Here is an 18,885-nt window from a genome sequence, read left to right as displayed (position 1 = left end):
CCCCCAGGGCGGCGGTCACTCCACAGAGAGACACGCTAAACACCCACGGTAGTCAACTGAACCCCCCGCGCGGCCAGGGGTCTGAGACCTGAGGGGGAGGGGGGAAGTGGTCCCGCAGCAGGACGATGGATCGGACGGGCGGTTCCTAGAGTTCTCATGATCGCGAAATCGGGAGGATGTTCATGCGCCGCCAGCTTCTCAGCCTCGGGTTGGCCGTGACGGCCGTCGTCACCCTCACGGCCTGCGACCCGGACATGGACAAGATCCACCGGGACGCCGCCGCCCTCACCGCGAAGGTGACGGCGGTGAGGCTGGACGGCATCCGATCCGGGAGCGTGAAGGTCGTGGGCGGCACGGCGAAGGCGTCCCTCACGCGGACGATCCACTACGCCGACAAGCGCCCGGACGGCCCGACCCACCGGATCGAGAACGGCGTGCTGGTCCTGTCCGGCTGCGACGTCTCGGACTGCTCGATCAGCTACGACATCAAGGTCCCGGCGGGCGTGCCCGTGAGCGGCGGGACGACCAACGGGTCGATCACGCTGTCCCACGTGGGCCAGGTGAACGTGACCACCCACTCCGGCAGGGTCGAGCTGGACGGCGTCTCCGGATCCGTCACGGCGCGCACGCACGACGGGCGGATCAGCGGCAGCGGGCTCGGCGGCGACTCCATCGACGTCCAGACCTCGAACGGGGCCGTCGACCTCACGCCGACCAAGCCGGAGAACATCCGCGCGAAGACGAGCAACGGCGCGATCACCCTGACCGTCCCGAAGGACGGCCGCTACCAGGTGACCACGCACACCAGCAACGGCAAGCGCGACATCGGCGTCCCGAACGACCCGTCCGGACGGCACCGGCTCGACCTGACGACCAGCAACGGGCGCATCGAGGTCCGCGCCGCCTGAGGGGAACCGCGAAGCGACGGCCGAGGCGGTCCGGGGAACGAGCCCCCGGGCCGCCTCACGGCGTCACGAGGTCGGCCAGCTCCGCTTCGAAGAGCTGCTCCGGGTCGAAGCCCATCCCGGCGAAGTGCCCGGCGAGTTCCAGGGACAGGACGCCGTGGCAGCGCGTCCAGAAACTCAGCGCCCGGTGCAGCACGGCGGGCGGGACGGATGGGTCCGCCCAGTGCCGGTGCTCGTCCAGGTGCGCGTCGAGCGGCGAGGCCGGACGCTCCGGCAGGGACGCGCAGACGCCGAGCAGCACCGTCATGATCTCGCCCGAGATGAGCGTGGTGTCGTCCGGCGCGTGGTAGCCGGGGACGGGCGTCCCGTAGATGAGGAAGTACCGCTGCGGGTCGTCGAGCGCCCAGCGGCGGAAGGCGCGCGCCACCCCGGCCAGGTCGGCGCCGTCGTCCGCCGCCGCGCGGACGGTGCTCGCGAGGCTTCGGTAGGCGTCCCGGATCAGCTCGGTGATCAGCTCGTCCCGGCCCGCGAAGTAGCGGTAGAGCGCGGGACCGCTCATCCCCATCCGCTTGGCGATCGCGTTCAGCGAGAGCGCGGAGGCGCCCGCCGAGGCGATCTGCTCCCACGCGTGCTCCTTGACCTCCTCGCGGACCTGAGCGCGGTACCGCTCACGCGGCGTCGTCGTCACCGTCCCGCCTCCCGACTCCCGGCTACACCTCGAAAGTTTCGTTAGAAGCTATCACGAACCCTGTTGACGCCCGCTTCGCATCCAGTTATAACTTCTAACGAACGCATGAGCCTCTAGTCAGGAGAACGCCGGATGCGCACCGCCTCCCTCGCCGCCCTCTCGCTCGCCGCCGCCACGACCGCCGCGCTGGGCGTCCTCGCCCCCGCCGCCCAGGCCGCCCCCGACCACCACCGCGCGCCCCGCCCGGCCCAGTGTCGGGGGGAGGGCGTCGACCCGGCGGCGAAGATCCGCTTCGAGACCGACGTCCTGATCAAGGCACCGCTGAGGACCGTCTTCACGGTGCAGACGGACGTGGAGCGCTGGCCGTCCTGGCAGCCCCGGGCCGTCCTCTCCGCGAAGCGCCTCGACCACGGCGGTCCGCTGCGCGCGGGCTCGAGCTTCCGCTGGACGACCCCGGCGCCGCCCACGCCCACGACCCCGGCGGACACGATGACCATCACCTCGACGGTCCACCGGCTCAAGCCGAACTCCTGCATCCTGTGGAGCGGCCCCGCGATCGGCGCCGACGTGCGCATCGACCGAGGCGTCCACCTGTGGACGTTCACCAAGGTCAGGGGCGGCGTCCGCGTCCACACCGAGGAGACCTGGACCGGACGGCAGGCCGAGGCCGACGTCCCCACCGCCACCAGACTCCTCGGCGAGGGCCTCAAGGACTGGGTGCGCAACCTGAAGACGGCCGCCGAAGCCGCCGCCTGACCAGCAAGAACACCGTCGCCCCGACCCGGAGAGACTCCGAGCCGGGGCGACGGCACGTCCACGGACTACTCGGACGCGACCCACTCGACGAACTGGACGATCACGCCGTTGGGGTCGGTGACCTGGAAGAGGCGCTCGCCCCAGGGCTCCTCGCGCAGCGGCATGGTGATCTCGACCCCGGCGTCGCGCAGCCGCTTCTCCTGCTCCGCGAGGCCGGACGCCAGCGTGAACGCCAGGATCAGGCCGCTCGCGCGCTGGTCGCGCTGCTCCGGCGGCAGCACCTCGATGCCCCGCGCCAGCAGGACGACGTCGACCGCGTCGGCACGCGAGAGCGAGGCGAACCCGTCGGCGGCCTGCTGGACGGCGTAACCGAGGTGATCGGTGAAGAACGCCTGGGAGGCGGCGACGTCGTCAACGGTCAGCGAAACGGTGGAGGCGGTGAACTGCAAGAAGGCTCCTTCTTCAGGGGTGGCGGAACGAGGGCGGGCAGCGGCAGGGGTCAGTAGCCGCGACGACGCGGGACGTTGCGCAGCCCCTGGGCCTGCCGACGTGCGCGGACGCCGTGCTCGGACGGCGGACGCCGCAGCTCGGCGCCCCGCCGCTGAGGCTGCTGCTTCGGCTCGGGTCGCTGCGGCGGCAGCCCGGCGAGGTCGACCGCCGGGACGGCGAGGTGGTGGGTGCGGTTGCGCATGGGCGTCCCCTTCGAACTAGACGTTCCCTCGTCGCAAACTTGCGACGGACGTAAACTTAGCCCGCCCCGCCCTGGGGTGTCAACATAAAAATACGACGAGGGTAAGATTGCGCCCATGGCCACTCAGACACCCGACCGCTCCACCCCGCCGCCCGCGCCGCCCGCAGGGCTGCGCGAGACGAAGAAGCAGGAGACCCGGCAGCTCATCTCCGACCACGCGACCAGGCTGTTCATCGCCCAGGGCTTCGAGCGGACGACCATCGCCGAGATCGCCACGGCCGCCCGCGTCGCCAAGAAGACCGTCACCAACTACTTCGCGCGCAAGGAGGACCTGGCCCTGGACCACCAGGACCGGTTCGCCGCCTCCCTGGCCGACACCGTCGCCCGCCGCGCCGAGGGCGAGTCGGCGCTGACCGCGCTCCGCCGCGCGTTCGCCGAGGACGTCGCCGCCCGGAACCCGGTCGCCGGTTTCTCCGGCCCGGAGTTCGCAAGCATGATCGCCGAGAGCCCGACCCTGACCGCGTGCCTCCGCGGCCTGCACGACCAGCGCGAACACCAGCTGGCCGGGGCCCTCGCGGACGCCACCGGCGCCACGCCCGGCGACATCACCGTCCAGACCGCCGCCGGACTGCTGGGCAGCGTCCACCGCGTCCTGTTCCAGCGCATCCAGGACCTCACCCTCACCGGACGCGCCAACGACGAGATCGCCCGCACCATCGCCGCCGAGGCCACCCAGGCTTTCGACCTCCTGGAGCCCGCCCTCGCCGACTACGCCCGAGCCTGAGCGGGAACCGGAAGCGCCCCCGCACGCGCCGCCCGCCGAATCGCATGCGGGACGGACGCGTGCGGGGTGGACGAATCAGTCGCCCGGCAGGACGTCCAAGCCGTCCAGGGCGATCAGGTCGAGCCGGGCCAGCCGGTCCGGGTCGGACAGGATGTCGATCGCGACGATCCGTCCGCCGGACACGGTGAAGCTCATGACCGAGAACAGCCTGCCGCCGAGGATGTTGACCAGGCCCGCGTTGCCGTTGACCAGCGCGGGGTGGGCGTCGGCGGCCGTGGCCATGCGCCGGAACGTGGCGGCCTGCGCCGCGACGGCCCCGGCGCCCCGGACCACCTTCATGCCGCCCGCCGGGAGCCCGGCGTCCGCGCGCAGCACCACCTCGGGGTCGAGCAGGCCGAGCAGCGCGTCGAAGTCGCCGCCCCGCGCGGCGGCCAGGAACGCGTCCACGGCCTGCCGCTGCCCCACCGGATCGGGGTCCGGAACCGCCGCCGCGCCCCGGACGCGCAGTCGCGCCCGGCTGGCGAGCTTCTTCGTCGCGTCCGGCGTCCGGTCGACGATCCGGGCGATCTGCGCGAACGGCATCCCGAACATGTCGTGCAGGACGAACGCCAGCCGCTCCGCCGGGGACAGCGACTCCAGCACGACCAGCAGCGCCAGCCCGACCGAGTCGGCCAGCATCACCTGCTCCTCGGGGTCGCCGCCGTCCTCGCGGGTGATCACCGGGTCCGGCAGGTGCTCCTCCAGCGACCGCTCGCCGCGGATCCGCCGGGCCCGCAGCATGTCCAGGCACACCCGCCCGACCACGGTCGTCAGCCATCCGCCCAGGTTGTCGATGTCCCCGGCGTCGGACCGCGCCAGCCGCAACCACGCCTCCTGCACCGCGTCGTCCGCCTCGGCCAGCGAGCCGAGCATCCGGTAGGCGACCGCCTTCAGGTGCGGCCGGTGGCCCTCGAACTCGGCGGCCAGAAAGTCGTGCGGCGTCATCGCTCGTCTCCGTCTCGTCAACCTGCGTCACACAGCTGACGGATCACCCCGGCCAAAGGTGACAGGGCGGATGGCGATCACGGCTCGACGCGCACATCACCCCAGAACGCGACGTGGTTCTTGATCCGGCGGGCGAGCGGGCTCGGGTGCGGGTAGTACCAGGCCGCGTTCCGCGCCTCCCGCCCGTCCACCTGGACGGTGTAGTAGCGGGCGACGCCCTTCCACGGGCACAGCGAGAACGAGCGCGTCCGGGTGAGGTACTCGTCGTGGACGGCCTCGGGCGGGAAGTAAACGTTGCCCTCCAGCAGCACCGGACGTTCCGTCTCGGCCAGAACCGTCCCGTTGAAGATCGCACGTGCCATCGCCACCGCCCCCTTTCCTCCCAGTCAAACACGCGAGGCCGCCGCTCACCCCAGCGACGAACGCCAGGTCCTCACCCTGGTCGCGCGAGGACTGTCCAACACCGAGATCGCCCAGCACCTGCACCTGAGCCTGGCCACCGTGAAGACCTACATCGGACGCCTGCTCACCAAGCTCCAGGCCCGCGACCGCGCCCAGCTGGTGATCGCCGCCTACGAGTCGGGCCTGGTCACCGCCGGCTGAACGGACCGGTCATCCGGCCCAGTTCCAGTCACTGATGGCCGCGCGCATCAGCCGCGCCGCGGTGGACGGATGATGCCCGGCGGCCCAGTACAGGGTCAGCGTCCGGCGGCATTCGGGACTGTCCACCGTGATCCAGGCGACCGGCCCGTCGATCGGGGCGAACCGCCGGGCGAACGCGGGCACGAGGGCGATCCCCAGCCCGGCCCTGATCAGCTCCGCGATGGCGCCCACCTCGTCCCCCTCGCAGACGATCCGGGGCGTGAGGTCCCGCGTCGCGAACAGCCGGTCGAGAAGCCGCCGCTGCCAGTGCCCCTTGTGCGCCGAGATGAACGGCTCGTCCGCCAGCTCGTCCACGGTCACCGACGTACGCCCCGCCAGCGGATGGTCCAGCGGCGTCACCAGCCACACCTTCTCCTCCAGCAGCCGGACGGACTCCAGCCCGTCACCGGGGATCGGCTGCGAGGCGACGCACAGATCGAGGTCCTGCGCCAGCAGGCCGCGGGCCATCTCCGCCGCGGGCATCTGGTGGAGCTCGACCTCGACGTCCGGATGGGCCCGCTTGAACGCGGCGAGCGGCCCCGTGAACGTCAGGAAGGTCTCCGACCCCAGCCGCACGCTGCCGAACCCCCCGTCGCCCGCCTCGGCGACGGCCCGCCGTCCCGCCTCGAGCTCCCCGAGCGACCGTTCGACGTACCCGCGGAAGAGCTTCCCGGCGTCGTTCAGCCGAAGCCGCCCGGCCCGGTCGAACAGCGGCGTCCCGAGTTCGCCCTCCAGCCGCGCGATGGTCCTACTCAACGACGGCTGGGCGACCCGGAGCTCCTCGGCCGCCCGGCTCAGATGCTCCAGGCGCGCCACCACCAGGAACTGTCGCAACGCGTTCAGATCCACGTCCACCTCCTCCGGAAGGCGTCATACACCTACGAACATAACCTCATAGCAATATTGATCTTAGACAGCAGTACACCACAGTCATATCTTCGAGGACGTCCATCACCCGAGACCAAACACAAGGAGGGGGCGCGCCTTGGCCACGACAACGCCCGACACCACGACAAGGCCCTCCTGGTGGGTCCTCAGAGCCGTGGTCAGCACCCACCTGGTGGCGATCTTCGGTCAGCCGGTCTTCGCGGGCGTCCTCCTGAGCGGCGACTACGACGGCCTGGGCCTGCACGAGGCGGGCGCCAACCTCACCACCTCCCTCGGCTACGTCCAGCTGATCGTCACGATCGTCATCTGGACGCGCCTGCGCCGCGCGTGGCCCTTCATCGCCACCCTCGCCCTGGTGCTGGCCGAGACCGTCCAGTACTTCGCCGGGATGGCGGGCGCGCTCTGGCTCCACCTCCCCCTGGGAGTCGCCACCATCGCCGCCCTGGTCGTCCAGTTCATCGACGTCTGGCGTCGCCCCCTGACCCGCGAGGAGCCCACGCATGCCTGACCACAGCGTCACGCGACGCCACGTCCTGGGCATCGGCGGAGCCCTCGGCCTGGTGACCTTCACCGGCGTGACGACGGCGGGCGCCCTGGCCCGCCGTCCCCCACGAACCGGCGACGAACTGACCAGCAAGGTCCCGCTGCCGCCCCCGTACCAGGTGCCGCTCCCACTCCCGAAGGTCCTGAAGCCCGTCAGCACCTCGGGCGGCGTCGACCGCTACGAGATCACCCAGCGCGAGACGACGGCCGAACTGCTCCCCGGCGTCCGCACCGGCCTCTGGACCTACGACGGCACCTTCCCCGGCCCGACGATCGAGGCCCGCCGGGGCAGGCCCGTCACCGTCCGGCACCGCAACGAACTGCCCGTCCCGACGGTCGTCCACCTCCACGGCGGACGAACCCCCGCGACGTCGGACGGCTACCCCACCGACCTGGTCCTCCCAGAAAACTGGCAAGCAGGCCAGCACGGCATGAGCGGCATGCACATGAGCACCGCCAACCCCATGAAGGACCCACGAGCGGTCGAATCACGACTCACCCGCGACTACACGTTCCCCACGGACCAGCGCCCGACGATGCTCTGGTACCACGACCACCGCATGGACTTCACGGCCCCGGCGATCTGGCGCGGCCTCGCCGGTCTGCACATCATCCGCGACGACGCCGAGGAGGCCCTGGGCCTCCCCACGGGCCCCCGCGAACTCCCCCTCGCGATCACCGACCGAGCGTTCAACGCCGACGGCAGTCTCCACTATCCCTCCGTGGACAAAACCCTCCGCGACAAGCCAGGCGTCCAGGAGGAGTACCTGGCCGGAGTCCTGGGCGACGTCATCCTCGTCAACGGCGCGCCCTGGCCCGTCCACGAAGTCGACGCGGCCCGCCATCGCCTCCGCATCCTCAACGCCTCCAACGCCCGCCACTTCGAGCTGGAGGCGGTCACCGACGACGGACGCCGACTGCCCCTCACCCAGATCGGCGCGGACCAGGGCCTGCTCGCAACCCCCGTCACCCACCGGACCCTCCCCATGGCCCCCGCCGAGCGCTACGACGTCGTCATCGACTTCGGGACCATCAAGGTCGGCACCCGCGTGAGGCTGCGGAACCGCCTGGGCAAAGGCCGCACCCGCGAGGTCATGGCCTTCCAAGTGGCCCGCCAGGCCAAGGACGACAGCCGCGTCCCCAGGACTCTTTCCACCGACCTCCCGACCTGGCGCCGCGCCGAAGCCACCCGCGTCCGCGACTTCTCCTTCCGCGCCGGACGCATGAACGGCGGCCACGGCTGGCTCATCGGCGGCAAGCCCTTCGAGCCGTCCCGCACCGACGTCACCGTCCGCCTGGGCGCCACCGAGATCTGGCGACTGGTCGCGGACGTCCACCACCCCGTCCACCTCCACCTGGTCGGCTTCAAGATCCTGACCCGAGGCGGCCGAACCCCCCGCCCCCAGGACGCGGGCCTGAAGGACACGATCTCCCTGAGCCCCGGCGAGACCGCCGAGATCATCACCCGCTTCGACGGCTACCGGGGCCGCTACCTCTTCCACTGCCACAACGCCGAACACGAGGACATGGGCATGATGGCCAACCTCGAAGTCATCTGAGCCGTCCCGCGACGTTCTTCTCCGCCCTACCGTCTACGCGGTGCGAGTCCGGCCTCGAAGGCGATGATCGCCAGGTGGACGCGGTCCCGGGCCTCGAGCTTGGCGAACAGGCGCGCGACATGGGTCTTCGCCGTCGCTGCGCTGATCACCAGCCGCTCGGCTATCTCGGTGTTCGACAGTCCCTGTCCGACCAGTGCCAGCACCTCGCGCTCCCGGTCGGTGATCTCCGCGATGGGACTCGGGTCCGCGGCGGGCCCGGCGTCCGGTTCGGGGGCCGAGCCCGCCGCGGGGGCGGACGTTCCGGCGAAGTCCGCGATCAGCCGCCGGGTCACGCTCGGTGCGATCAGCGCGTCGCCGGCCGCCACCACGCGGATCGCGTCCAGGATCGCGTCCAGGGCCATGCTCTTGAGAAGGAATCCGCTGGCCCCGGCGCGCAGCGCGCCGTAGACGTACTCGTCGTCGTCGAAGGTCGTCAGGACCAGCACCTTGGGCGGGTCCGGCTCGGCGGTCGCCTGCCGGGTCGCCTCGATCCCGTCCATGCCCGGCATCCGGATGTCCATCACCACGACGTCCGGACGCAGCTCACGCACCAGGCGCACCGCCTCGTGGCCGTCGCCGGCCTCCCCGACCACCTCAAGGTCGTCGGTGTCGCCGATCAGGATCCCGAGCCCGACCAGCAGCAGCGGCTGGTCATCGACCAGCAGCACCCGCACGCTCATGCCGGGAGCCTCGCCGTCACCCGGAATCCGCCCTCCGGACGCCGGCCGGCGCTGAACTGGCCGGACAGCAACGTCACCCGCTCGCGCATGCCGAGCAGGCCGAAGCCGCTCCCGCCGGCCGCGGAGAGTCTCCGACGGCCCTGCCCGCCGAGACCGTCGTCCCCGTCGTCCACCACCTCGATCGTCACTCCTTTCGGCTCGTAACCGACCGCGACCCGGCACGTCCGCGCCCCGGAGTGCCGCACCACGTTCGTCACCGACTCCTGGATGATCCGGAACGCCGACAGTTCGATCTCCGGCGGCAGTGGACGCTGCTCGCCCCGCCAGGTCACCTGGACCCGCACCCCGGCGTCGGCCGTGCGTTCGGCGAGCCGCGGGACGTCGGCCAGGCTGCCGGCCGGCGCCAGCGGAGCGGCCTGCGGCATGGCGTCGTCCGGCTCGGCGCGGCGTAGCGCCCCGAGCATGCGCTGCAGCTCGAGCAGCGTCTCCCGGCTGGTGGTCTCGATGCCGGTCAGCGCCTGCCGCGTCTGCTCGGGCTTGGTCTCGACGACCCGTGCCGCGGCTCCCGACAGCACCGTGATGATCCCGATGCTGTGCGCGACGCTGTCGTGCAGTTCGCGGGCGATCCGCAGCCGCTCGGTCAGGACGGCGCGGGCCGCCCTCTGCTCGTCCAGGGCTTCGAGGTATTCACAGCGTTTGCGATACACCCCCCCGACGACCCACGCGACCGCGAAACACAACGCGAGCCCCCCGGCGAACTGGACCGCGTCGCTGACGGTCTGCCCGGGGGTGTGGGTGACGTTGACGAACGCGGCCGGGACGGCCGCGACGGAGCCGACGGCGGCGGCCTTCGGCCGCCGGACGGCGAGGTACCCGCCCAAGGCGACGAGCAGGACGAACACGATCGAGGGCCGCGCGCCGAAGATGTCGCCGAGGACCGCTTCGCCCAGGACCGCCGCGAAGACCGCCGCCGGCAGACGGCGCACGAGCAGGACCGGAAGGGCGAGCACGAAGAAGAGCCCGGTCCGAGAGGCCGGCATCGTCCAGACGAGCATCAGCGCGTAGAAGCAGGTGGTGGCCAGCACCGCGACCTGTGACATCAGCCAGGTCACGCGCTTCGATGTCGAAAGCCGCTGGAGAAGCTCTTCCATACGCAGATCGTATGCAGCGGCGTCGGCTCCGCGCGTCGCCCCGGGGATGTACGCCGGTACACCGCCGGGCCGATGGCCTGGGGATACGGTGACATCCGCCGGCCGACGCGACGGATGGCGTCCTGTTCGTAGGTTCGTGGCCATGACGATTGCACCGCTGATCGATCTTCGCGACACAACGAAGAAATACGACGACGGCCCGTCCGCGCTGGCCGGTGTGACCTTGTCCGTGGCGGCCGGTGAGTGCGTGGCGATCCTCGGCCATTCCGGCAGCGGGAAGTCCACGCTGCTGAATCTGATCGCCGGCCTGGACAGGCCCACCAGCGGCAGTGTCACCGTCGACGGCACCCGCGTCGACCAGCTCGGTGAGACCGGTTCGGCGAAGTACCGCCGGGCCTCGATCGGCATGATCTTCCAGTTCTTCAACCTGCTCGACGACCTGACCGTGCTGGACAACGTCATGGTTCCGGCGCAGCTGGCCGGGATGGGCAAGGGCGAAGCGAAGCGGCGGGCCGTCGAGCTGCTCGGCTCGCTGGGCATGGACCGGCATGCCGGCGCCTACCCGCAGCGGCTGTCCGGCGGGCAACGGCAGCGGGTGGCGGTGGCCAGGGCCCTGATGAACAAGCCGGCGCTGCTGCTGGCCGACGAGCCCACCGGCGCGCTGGACTCGAGCTCGGCCGAGGACGTTCGCCGGCTGCTGCTGGACCTGAACGGCGAGGGCCAGACCATCTTGTTGGTGACCCACGATGTGCAGCTGGCCGCGAGCACCGCGGGCCGCACGATCGAGCTGGTGGACGGCGCGGTCGAGCGGGACGTCATCAACGACGGCAGCGGTGCCGGCCTGGCCGCCCGCACGCCGCTGGCCCGTCCGGCGGGAGGGGTCGGATGACACCGCGCAAGCCGCTGATGCCCCGGCGCCTCCTCGACGTCGGATTCCCTGCCATGGCCCGCCCGCTGTCGGCGGTGAACCGGTGAGCGCCTTGGGCAAGGTCGTACGCTCCGGCGTGGGCCGGCGTCGGGTCCAGTCCCTCGTCATGGCCCTGACAACGTTCGCCGCGGTGACGTCCTCAGTACTCTCCCTCGGCCTGCTGGCCGTCGTGCAGGCCCCGTTCGACCACGCCTTCAGTGCTCGGAACGGGGCGCACCTGGCGGTCCAGTTCGACGGCTCGAAGGCCACGGCCGCGCAGGCCGCCTCCACCGCGCACGCCGCCGGCGTCACCGAGGCGTCCGGGCCGTACCCGATCGCCGCCGCCCTGGACACGACCGTCGGCACGGACTGCCCCAAGAAGGATTCCGCCGGTCACGACAACGGTCCGATCACCGTGAGCACCCGGCCCGACCTCGGTAGCACCTCCGGGATGGACCAACTCGTGCTGACCCAGGGGCGCTGGCCGACCGGCCCGGGCGAGATCGCCCTGCCGTGGCAGCACTATGCCACCGACTGCTTCGGCGCTTCGGTGGTGTTCTCCTCCCTGCCGGGCAAGCCGTCGTTCAAGGTCGTCGGCTTCGGCGGCTCGGTGACCAACAGCGCGACCGCCTTCGCCACCGCCGACGGTTTCGCGCGGCTCACCGCTGCCGGCGCCAAGTCCGACAGGCAGATGCTCTACCGGTTCGCCAAGGCCGGGACCGCCGCCGACATCACCACCGGCAAGCGGGCGGTGGCCGCCGCCGCGCCGGCCGGCGCGGTCGCGGGCGGACAGTCGTACCTGACCGCGGAGCAGCAGGCGACCGGGAACGCCAAGGCCTACGTGCCGTTCCTGATCGCCTTCGGGATCCTCGGGCTGTTCATGTCGGTGCTGATCATCTCGATCGTGGTCAGCGGGGCCGTGGCCTCGGGAATCCGGCGCATCGGGATTCTGAAGTCGTTGGGCTTCACCCCTTCGCAGGTGGCCCGCGCCTACACCGCGCAGGCCATGATCCCGGCGACGTTCGGCGTAGTGCTCGGCACGGTCTTCGGCAACCTCCTGGCCGTGCCGATCCTGGACGGGGCCACCAAGCAGCTCGGCGCGGCCAGTACCACGATTCCGTTGTGGGTCAGCGCCGTGGTGCCGCTGGGCACCCTGCTGATCGTCGGCGTCACGGCTCTGATCCCGGCACTGCGAGCCGGCCGGATGCCGACGGTGCGGGCTCTGGTGGTCGGCCGCGCCCCCAAGACCGGGGGCGGCCGGACGGCACAGCGTCTGGCCTCGCGGCTGCCGCTGCCCCGGGCCGTGTCGCTGGGTCTGGCCCAGCCGTTCGCCCGGCCGGGCCGGGCCGTACTGGTCGGTGCGGCGGTGCTGTTCGGCGTGGTGAGTGCCACGTTCGCGGTGGGGCTGGAGTCCGGGTTCAACAGGTACCTGGACACCAGCACCTCAGGCTTCAGCGTCGCGTCGAAGATCGTGATACCCACAGCCGACGTGGACGTGCCCTGGGGTCTCTACGGCCCCAACGACCCGCGCCACCATCACCTGGATGCCGCCAAGGTGGCCGCCGCGCTCGCCGGGACCCCGGGTACGAAGGCCGCGTTCGGCTGGGGCGAGAGCGGCGCGACCATGGTCGGCGGCCCGCCCGGCGGCGAACCGACGACGGTGTTCACGGTCACCGGTGACTTCTCCTGGACGGGCCTGGAGCTGCTGTCCGGCCGCTGGTACTCGGCGCCCGGCGAGGTCGTGGTCGGCGACAAGCTGGCCTCGGCGGCGGGGATCCACGTCGGTGACAACGTCACCGTGGTGCAGCAGAACAAGCGCGTGTCGCTGAAGGTCGTCGGCATCAACTTCGACACCAACATGGGCGACTACACGGCCATGACGGATGCGGCCTCCTTCACCGCCGCCGGTCTGACCCCGCGCATCGACCAGTTCAACGTCGAGCTGGCCTCGAACGTCAGCGGATCGGACTGGTCCACCTCGGCCGCCGCCGCGCTGACCCCGCTGAACGCCTCGGTCCTGTCGAACTCGAACGCGGGCAAGAACATCGTGGTGATCATCATGGGCGCCCTGGTGGCCACGCTCACGCTGATGTTGATCGCGGTCGCCGCGCTCGGGGTGCTGAGCATGGTCGTGCAGGACACCCGGGAGCGGGTTCATGATCTGGGGATCTTCAAGGCCCTCGGGATGACACCCAGGCAGACCATTGCCATGGTTCTGACCTCGGTGACACTCACCGGCCTGATCGCCGGGCTGATCGGGGTCCCGCTCGGGGTCGCGGTGGAGAAGGCGACGCTGACCCCGATGGGGAACGCGATCGGCCGGCACCTGCCGCCGAGCGTGTCCCACGTCTACAGCGCCGGGCTGCTCATCCCCCTGCTGGCCGGCGGAATCGTGATCGCCCTACTCGGCGCACTGCTCCCGGCCAGCTGGGCCGCACGAACCCGAACCGCCACCGCACTGCGGACCGAGTAGCCGCAGCAAAAGCGTGCCGAGCACGACGCAGCGCGGCAAGAACGCCATGCCGACCTCCCCGATAGGGAGGTCGGCATTGGTGTTTCCCTCAACACAAGGCCCCAAGCCCGCCACCCGGACCACCAAGCTCAGCCACAAGGGGGGCGTGGGGGGCGGAAGCCCCCCACATCGGGGGGCTCCGGGGGGTCGTCCCCCCGGGAAAAACGAAGTAGGGCCAGCAGCTCGCGCTTTTTGCGAGCACACTGACCCTAGGACCTACGTGGGCGAGGAGGGATTTGAACCCTCACATCCTTTCGGACACACGGACCTGAACCGTGCGCGTCTGCCGTTCCGCCACCCGCCCTGGGTGTCGCCCCGTTTCCGGGTGCAGGAAGAGATTAGCACGGTCAGGGGGGTGGTTCGGCAACCGGATACTTCTAGCGAACCTTGACACCGATACGATCGTCTACCAGTGGGGAAGGGAGGTGCCCGTGGGCGTCATTCAGCGCTTCGAGCGACGGCTCGAGGGCATGGTCGAAGGTGCCTTCGCCCGGGCGTTCAAGTCCGAGCTCCAGCCGGTCGAGGTGGCCAGCGCCGTGCAGCGCGAGATGGACGACCGGGCCGCGATCGTCGCGGCGGGCCGCACCCTGGTGCCGAACGACTTCGTCGTGGAGATCTCGCAGCAGGACGGCCAGCGGCTCCAGGTGTACGCCGACAGTCTGAGCCAGGAGCTGGGGAACCTCGCGCGGGAGTACGCGAAGGAGCAGGGGTACTCCTTCGTCGGCCCGGTGCGCGTCCGGTTCGAGAACGCCGACGACCTGGCGACGGGCATGTTCCGTATCCGGTCCGGGGTGATCCGTGGCTCCACGGTGGAGGGCGGGGAGATCCGCCGGCCGCCGTCGGACTATCCGCGCGCGCCCGGTGGCGCGTTCGGCGGGAATCCGCGGCTGCTGGTCACCACGACGATGGACAACGGCCCGGCTCACCAGAGCACTTACGAGATCAACACCCCGGTCACCCTGCTCGGCCGCGGCACGGACTGCGACCTTCGTTTGGTGGATCCGGGGGTTTCGCGGCACCATGCCGAGATCCGTGTAGAAGGTCCCGAGATCGTGCTCGTCGATCTAGGGTCGACCAACGGTTCCTTCGTCAACGGTCAGCCGATCCGGCGGGTCACCCTCGTGGACGGCTCCCGTGTGACGATGGGGCGCACCACACTCGTGTTCCGCCGCGATAGGGAGTAACCCCGACTCCGATGTCCGACTTCACCCTCACGCTGATCAAGCTGGCGTTCCTGGCGGTGCTCTGGCTCTTCGTCATCGCGGCCGTCGGAGTGATCCGCGCCGACCTCTTCGGGTCGAAGGCCGCGACGAAGGCCGCGTCCCGCGCGGCGGACCGGGCCTCCCGGGCCGCCCAGCCGCGTCCGCCCAAGGCCGCCGCGCGCCCGCCGCAGGGACCGCCTCAGGGAGCTCCGCAGGGGCCGCCGCCACGTGGGGGCCAGCGGGGAGGGGGAGGCCCCTCCCGGCTCGTGGTCGTCCAGGGTGAGCGGACCGGGACCGTCATCGACCTCACCGGGGTCCCGATCACGATCGGGCGGGCGAACGACTCCACGCTGATTGTGACCGACGACTACGCTTCGAGCCGACATGCCCGGATCTACGCGCAGGACGGCCAGTGGATCGTGGAAGATCTCGGTTCGACCAATGGGACCTACCTGGGCCGCACGAAGGTGACCCGTCCGATGCCGGTGCCGCCGGGCGTCCCGATCCGTATCGGCAAGACCGTGATCGAGCTGCGCAAATGACTCTGGGAATCCGCTACTCCGCCCGGTCCGACGTGGGCATGCTGCGCGAGGGCAACGAGGACTCCGGCTACGCGGGCGCACACCTGCTCGCGGTCGCCGACGGGATGGGCGGCCACGTCGGCGGCGAGATCGCCAGCGCGGCCGCGATCTCCGAGATCCGCAAGCTGGACAAGGCCATGCCCGCGGCCGAGCTGCTCGCCGCGCTCGAGCACACGGTCAAGGCGGCGAACGAGAACCTGCACCGGATCGTCGAGTCCGACCCGGCGCTGCAGGGCATGGGCACCACGCTCACCGCGATGCTGTGGGCGGGCAACCAGATCGCCCTGGTGCACATCGGCGACTCGCGCGCCTACCTGCTGCGCGACGGCAGCCTGTTCCAGATCACGCACGACCACACGCTGGTGCAGTCGCTGGTCGACGAGGGCCGGATCAGCCCGGACGAGGCCGCCTCGCACCCGCAGCGCTCGCTGCTGCTGCGCGCGATGGACGGCCGCGGCGAGATCGACCCGGACCTGTCGCTCCGCGAGGCCAAGGCGGGCGACCGCTACCTGCTGTGCTCGGACGGCCTGTCCACGGTGGTCACCGCCGAGACGATCTTCCAGGTGCTGACCGAGGCGGACGACCCGGACGGCGCCGTCCGGCAGCTGATCGACCTGGCGAACCGGGGCGGCGGGCCGGACAACATCACCTGTGTCTGCGCGGACGTCGTGGAGCTGGGCAACCAGCCGCCGCAGCCCGGCCCGGGACGGGCCGTGGGCGCGGCAGCGAGCGCGGCCCCTCCCACGGTCCCCGGAGACCCGAACGCGCCCGGCGGTCCAGGCATGCCGCCCGGAGGCCCGGGCGCGCCCGGCGGCCCCGGCGACACGCCCGCGAGCCGCGCCGCGCAGCTGCGCGACACGATGCCCCACCAGCCCGTCGCGGTGGACGAGATGCCGCCGCCGATGCAGCACCCCGGCGGCCCGCAGGGCGGGCCCGGCGGGACCGGTCCGCAGGCGACCGTCCCCGACCCGCGCTACCAGGAGCCGCCGCAGTACGCCGCCGAGCAGGAGTACCAGCCCGCCGGACGCCGTGAGCGCCGCGCCGCCAAGCGCGCGCAGCGCGGCCCGCGCCGCTGGCTCTGGCTGGTCATGGTGGCGGGCCTGTTCGTCGTCGCCGTCGTCGGCGGCGGGGTGTTCTTCATCCAGAGCGCGCGCGGCGGCTACTACATCGGCGAGCAGAACGGCAACGTCGTGCTGTACCGCGGCACGACGCAGAAGATGCCGCTGATCAGCCTGTCCCGTAAGGCCGACAAGCAGCCGAACCCGCCGATCAAGGTGTCCGACCTCCCGCAGGACCGCGCCCAGGCCGTCCGCGCGACCTACACGGTGAAGGGCCCGTCCGCGCTGGACGACCTCGCCCGGGCCGTGTGCAAGTACAGCCTGCGCGACGAGGGCGGGAAGGTCGCGGTCAAGCGCGGCGTCGAGCAGAACGACTGCTCGCCCACGACCGTCCGGCCGGGCACGATCACGCTGGCCGAGCTGCCGACGTCCGACCAGAACTCCGTCCGTGACGGGAAGTTCTCCTTCATCGGCGTCGCCGCGGCCGACAAGAAGATCGCCGAACTGACCGCCCGGGTGGACCTGTGCCGGGGGGCGCACCCCACGATCAAGGACTGTCCCGGGCCGTCGAGGGGCAGGTCGTAACGCCCATGCACGCTCTCGGGGAGCAGATCAAGGCGCAGATCCCGTATCAGCGCCGCAACGCGGCCTCGCTGGCGCTGCTGGTGTTCGCCATGGTGCTGACGCTCGCGGCGTTCGCCGAGGTCGGCCTCGCCCGTGACGGGTCGATCCCCGCCGGGCTGTTCGGCTACGGCGGCGGCCTGGTCGTCCTGGCGCTGATCGCCTACGTCGCGCAGCTGCGGTTCGCGCCGTTCGCCGACCCGCTGCTGCTGCCTCTCGCGGTCGCGCTGAACGGTCTCGGCCTGGCCATGATCTACCGGCTCGACCTGGACACCAGCCACGACCGCAAGGTCGCCGAGCTGGCCGGCAAGAAGGTCATCAAGGACGCGGCGGACGCTCCCGGCCAGCTCATGTGGACGTTCGTCGGGATCGCGCTGTTCGTGGCCGCGATCGCGATCATGCGGGACACCAGCAAGCCGGACGCGAAGCTGTCGTTCACGCCGAAGACCGCGCAGCGCTACACCTACCTCATCGGCCTCGGCGCGATCATCCTGCTGATGCTGCCGATCGTTCCGGGCATCGGCGCGGAGATCAACGGCGCGCGGGTGTGGATCAACGTCGGCGGGTTCTCGGTCCAGCCGGGCGAGTTCGCCAAGCTGATGCTGGTCGCGTTCTTCGCCGGGTACCTGGTGAACAAGCGGCAGGCGATGTCGCTGATCGGCAAGAAGATCGGCCCGATCTCGCTGCCGCGCGCCCGCGACCTCGGCCCGGTCATGGTGATCTGGCTGCTGTGCCTCGGCGTCCTGTTCATGCAGAAGGACCTCGGCACCGCGCTGCTGTACTTCGGCCTGTTCGTGTCGATGCTCTACATCGCCACGCAGCGGGTGTCCTGGGTGGTCATCGGTGTCGGCCTGCTGGCCCTCGCGGTGTTCGTGGTCACGCTGCTGCCGTTCATGGCACACGTGAACCAGCGCATCGACATCTGGCAGAACCCCCGGCCGTACTTCGACGGCGGCTGCCTGATGTCCAACGGCAAGGTCGTCCCGGTCAACCCGAACACCGACATCTACAAGCAGGCCAAGGTCACCCTCCTGGCGAAGGCCCAGCAGCAGGAGGCGGCCGGGCAGAAGGCCCTGGCGGCGCAGACCCGGATGGTCGGGGCCGGCTGGTGGGCCTGCACGAAGATGGGCGGCGAGTACTCCGACAGCGCCCAGCTGATGAAGGGCATGTTCGCGCTCGGCCAGGGCGGGGTGCTCGGCACCGGGCTCGGGCAGGGCAAGCCGTGGCAGACGCCGCTGTCGTTCTCCGACTTCATCTTCGACTCGATGGGCGAGGAGCTCGGCCTCACCGGCCTGATGACGCTCCTGCTGATGTACGCGCTGATCGTCCAGCGCGGCATGAAGACCGCGGTCGCGGCGCGCGACCCGTTCCTGAAGCTGTTCGCGGGCGGTGTCTCGTTCGTCCTGGCGCTGCAGGTGTTCGTGATCGTCGGCGGTGTGACCAAGCTCATCCCGCTGACCGGTCTGACGACGCCGTTCCTGTCCCAGGGCGGGTCGTCGCTGATGGCGAACTGGATCCTGATCGCGATCCTGGTCCGGATGAGCCACGACGCGCGCAAGCCCGCGCCGCAGGCCATCCAGGACGAGGGGATGACGCAGATCGTGAGCCTGCGATGACCTTCCGGCAGGGGACCTCCCGGCCGCCGGGCCACCGCCCGGCGGCCGGTCGTCCGACATCCCCCCGTTCCGCCCCCG

19 protein-coding genes, 1 tRNA gene and 1 pseudogene are annotated in these 18,885 nt (G+C 71.0%); 12 read left to right on the top strand and 9 right to left on the bottom strand.

All coding sequences use genetic code 11. The features are described 5' to 3' along the window. Positions 1-182 precede the first annotated feature (182 nt). Complete coding sequence (locus tag P696_RS0112230; protein ID WP_026412567.1) at positions 183-908, top strand: DUF4097 family beta strand repeat-containing protein; 726 nt, start codon at positions 183-185, stop codon at positions 906-908. 55 nt (positions 909-963) lie between these two features. On the opposite strand, the gene P696_RS0112225 is transcribed toward P696_RS0112230, so the two are convergent. After that, positions 964-1,593 carry a TetR/AcrR family transcriptional regulator gene (locus tag P696_RS0112225; protein ID WP_026412566.1) on the bottom strand — a complete coding sequence of 210 codons (630 nt, stop codon included), beginning with the start codon at positions 1,591-1,593 and terminating at the stop codon, positions 964-966. Between the two features lie 132 nt (positions 1,594-1,725). On the opposite strand from P696_RS0112225, the gene P696_RS0112220 reads away from it, so the two are divergent. Beyond that, positions 1,726-2,349 carry an SRPBCC family protein gene (locus P696_RS0112220; RefSeq protein ID WP_026412565.1) on the top strand — a complete coding sequence of 208 codons (624 nt, stop codon included), beginning with the start codon at positions 1,726-1,728 and terminating at the stop codon, positions 2,347-2,349. Positions 2,350-2,414: 65 nt separating this feature from the next. Here P696_RS0112220 and P696_RS0112215 read toward each other — a convergent pair whose 3' ends face one another. Together P696_RS0112215 and P696_RS0112210 are read right to left on the bottom strand one after the other, a co-directional pair. After that, positions 2,415-2,798 carry a VOC family protein gene (locus P696_RS0112215; RefSeq protein WP_026412564.1) on the bottom strand — a complete coding sequence of 128 codons (384 nt, stop codon included), beginning with the start codon at positions 2,796-2,798 and terminating at the stop codon, positions 2,415-2,417. A 50-nt stretch (positions 2,799-2,848) separates the two neighbouring features. Next, positions 2,849-3,040: a hypothetical protein gene (locus P696_RS0112210; protein ID WP_026412563.1), complete on the bottom strand. Its 192-nt coding sequence runs from the start codon at positions 3,038-3,040 to the stop codon at positions 2,849-2,851. Between the two features lie 115 nt (positions 3,041-3,155). Here P696_RS0112210 and P696_RS58720 point away from each other — a divergent pair, with 115 nt between their 5' ends. Further along, positions 3,156-3,824: a TetR/AcrR family transcriptional regulator gene (locus tag P696_RS58720; protein WP_026412562.1), complete on the top strand. Its 669-nt coding sequence runs from the start codon at positions 3,156-3,158 to the stop codon at positions 3,822-3,824. Positions 3,825-3,899: 75 nt separating this feature from the next. Here P696_RS58720 and P696_RS0112200 read toward each other — a convergent pair whose 3' ends face one another. Together P696_RS0112200 and P696_RS0112195 are read right to left on the bottom strand one after the other, a co-directional pair. Continuing rightward, positions 3,900-4,808: a sigma-70 family RNA polymerase sigma factor gene (locus P696_RS0112200; RefSeq protein ID WP_026412561.1), complete on the bottom strand. Its 909-nt coding sequence runs from the start codon at positions 4,806-4,808 to the stop codon at positions 3,900-3,902. A 77-nt stretch (positions 4,809-4,885) separates the two neighbouring features. Further along, positions 4,886-5,170: a DUF427 domain-containing protein gene (locus P696_RS0112195; protein WP_026412560.1), complete on the bottom strand. Its 285-nt coding sequence runs from the start codon at positions 5,168-5,170 to the stop codon at positions 4,886-4,888. Positions 5,171-5,228: 58 nt separating this feature from the next. Between P696_RS0112195 and P696_RS58020 the strand changes: the two are divergent. Beyond that, a pseudogene (locus P696_RS58020) lies at positions 5,229-5,411 on the top strand (response regulator transcription factor); the annotation flags it as partial. A 9-nt stretch (positions 5,412-5,420) separates the two neighbouring features. Here the strand turns inward: P696_RS58020 and P696_RS0112185 are convergent. After that, a complete protein-coding gene (locus tag P696_RS0112185; RefSeq protein ID WP_026412559.1) occupies positions 5,421-6,299 on the bottom strand; it encodes a LysR family transcriptional regulator in 879 nt (292 codons plus the stop codon). Between the two features lie 136 nt (positions 6,300-6,435). Here P696_RS0112185 and P696_RS44960 point away from each other — a divergent pair, with 136 nt between their 5' ends. Then, positions 6,436-6,846: a hypothetical protein gene (locus tag P696_RS44960; protein WP_051467416.1), complete on the top strand. Its 411-nt coding sequence runs from the start codon at positions 6,436-6,438 to the stop codon at positions 6,844-6,846. Beyond that, positions 6,839-8,440 carry a multicopper oxidase family protein gene (locus P696_RS0112175; protein WP_026412558.1) on the top strand — a complete coding sequence of 534 codons (1,602 nt, stop codon included), beginning with the start codon at positions 6,839-6,841 and terminating at the stop codon, positions 8,438-8,440. The genes P696_RS44960 and P696_RS0112175 overlap by 8 nt, the downstream gene beginning before the upstream one ends. Before the next feature lie 26 nt (positions 8,441-8,466). On the opposite strand, the gene P696_RS0112170 is transcribed toward P696_RS0112175, so the two are convergent. Further along, a complete protein-coding gene (locus tag P696_RS0112170) occupies positions 8,467-9,159 on the bottom strand; it encodes a response regulator (protein ID WP_026412557.1) in 693 nt (230 codons plus the stop codon). Further along, complete coding sequence (locus P696_RS0112165; protein ID WP_211245713.1) at positions 9,156-10,310, bottom strand: sensor histidine kinase; 1,155 nt, start codon at positions 10,308-10,310, stop codon at positions 9,156-9,158. The genes P696_RS0112170 and P696_RS0112165 overlap by 4 nt, the downstream gene beginning before the upstream one ends. Before the next feature lie 142 nt (positions 10,311-10,452). Here P696_RS0112165 and P696_RS0112160 point away from each other — a divergent pair, with 142 nt between their 5' ends. Both P696_RS0112160 and P696_RS0112150 read left to right on the top strand, forming a co-directional pair. Next, the gene (locus P696_RS0112160; RefSeq protein WP_026412555.1) at positions 10,453-11,199 is read left to right on the top strand and encodes an ABC transporter ATP-binding protein; all 747 of its coding nucleotides are present in this window, start codon (positions 10,453-10,455) and stop codon (positions 11,197-11,199) included. Between the two features lie 145 nt (positions 11,200-11,344). After that, a complete protein-coding gene (locus P696_RS0112150) occupies positions 11,345-13,690 on the top strand; it encodes an ABC transporter permease (protein ID WP_211245712.1) in 2,346 nt (781 codons plus the stop codon). A 260-nt stretch (positions 13,691-13,950) separates the two neighbouring features. Here P696_RS0112150 and P696_RS0112145 read toward each other — a convergent pair. After that, positions 13,951-14,033, bottom strand: a tRNA-Leu gene (locus P696_RS0112145). A 127-nt stretch (positions 14,034-14,160) separates the two neighbouring features. Between P696_RS0112145 and P696_RS0112140 the strand changes: the two genes are divergently transcribed. From P696_RS0112140 to P696_RS0112125, 4 genes are read left to right on the top strand one after another with little or no spacing between them, the layout of a single operon-like run. Next, on the top strand, positions 14,161-14,913 hold the full coding sequence (locus tag P696_RS0112140; RefSeq protein WP_026412553.1) for an FHA domain-containing protein: 753 nt from the start codon (positions 14,161-14,163) through the stop codon (positions 14,911-14,913). An 11-nt stretch (positions 14,914-14,924) separates the two neighbouring features. Continuing rightward, positions 14,925-15,473, top strand: coding sequence for an FHA domain-containing protein FhaB/FipA (locus P696_RS0112135; protein ID WP_026412552.1), 549 nt, complete (start codon positions 14,925-14,927; stop codon positions 15,471-15,473). Further along, positions 15,470-17,155 (top strand): Stp1/IreP family PP2C-type Ser/Thr phosphatase, encoded by a 1,686-nt coding sequence (locus P696_RS44955; protein ID WP_084337336.1) that lies wholly within the window; start codon positions 15,470-15,472, stop codon positions 17,153-17,155. The genes P696_RS0112135 and P696_RS44955 overlap by 4 nt, the downstream gene beginning before the upstream one ends. 5 nt (positions 17,156-17,160) lie before the next feature. Further along, positions 17,161-18,807 (top strand): FtsW/RodA/SpoVE family cell cycle protein, encoded by a 1,647-nt coding sequence (locus P696_RS0112125; RefSeq protein WP_026412550.1) that lies wholly within the window; start codon positions 17,161-17,163, stop codon positions 18,805-18,807. The last annotated feature ends 78 nt before the right edge of the window (positions 18,808-18,885 follow it).

This window comes from Actinomadura oligospora ATCC 43269, from assembly GCF_000518265.1.
Classification (GTDB): Bacteria; Actinomycetota; Actinomycetes; order Streptosporangiales; family Streptosporangiaceae; genus Spirillospora; species Spirillospora oligospora.
Note: the sequence above shows the minus strand (reverse complement) of the source record. Positions and strands in the feature narration are given on the sequence as shown.

Coding starts and splice junctions, on each gene's coding strand:
- P696_RS44955 (WP_084337336.1), top strand. CDS start 15,470: ATGACTCTGGGAATCCGCTACTCCGCCCGGTCCGACGTGGGCATGCTG.
- P696_RS0112165 (WP_211245713.1), bottom strand. CDS start 10,310: ATGGAAGAGCTTCTCCAGCGGCTTTCGACATCGAAGCGCGTGACCTGG.
- P696_RS58720 (WP_026412562.1), top strand. CDS start 3,156: ATGGCCACTCAGACACCCGACCGCTCCACCCCGCCGCCCGCGCCGCCC.
- P696_RS0112170 (WP_026412557.1), bottom strand. CDS start 9,159: ATGAGCGTGCGGGTGCTGCTGGTCGATGACCAGCCGCTGCTGCTGGTC.
- P696_RS0112230 (WP_026412567.1), top strand. CDS start 183: ATGCGCCGCCAGCTTCTCAGCCTCGGGTTGGCCGTGACGGCCGTCGTC.
- P696_RS0112200 (WP_026412561.1), bottom strand. CDS start 4,808: ATGACGCCGCACGACTTTCTGGCCGCCGAGTTCGAGGGCCACCGGCCG.
- P696_RS0112195 (WP_026412560.1), bottom strand. CDS start 5,170: ATGGCACGTGCGATCTTCAACGGGACGGTTCTGGCCGAGACGGAACGT.
- P696_RS0112210 (WP_026412563.1), bottom strand. CDS start 3,040: ATGCGCAACCGCACCCACCACCTCGCCGTCCCGGCGGTCGACCTCGCC.
- P696_RS0112175 (WP_026412558.1), top strand. CDS start 6,839: ATGCCTGACCACAGCGTCACGCGACGCCACGTCCTGGGCATCGGCGGA.
- P696_RS0112150 (WP_211245712.1), top strand. CDS start 11,345: ATGGCCCTGACAACGTTCGCCGCGGTGACGTCCTCAGTACTCTCCCTC.
- P696_RS0112160 (WP_026412555.1), top strand. CDS start 10,453: ATGACGATTGCACCGCTGATCGATCTTCGCGACACAACGAAGAAATAC.
- P696_RS0112125 (WP_026412550.1), top strand. CDS start 17,161: ATGCACGCTCTCGGGGAGCAGATCAAGGCGCAGATCCCGTATCAGCGC.
- P696_RS0112135 (WP_026412552.1), top strand. CDS start 14,925: ATGTCCGACTTCACCCTCACGCTGATCAAGCTGGCGTTCCTGGCGGTG.
- P696_RS0112220 (WP_026412565.1), top strand. CDS start 1,726: ATGCGCACCGCCTCCCTCGCCGCCCTCTCGCTCGCCGCCGCCACGACC.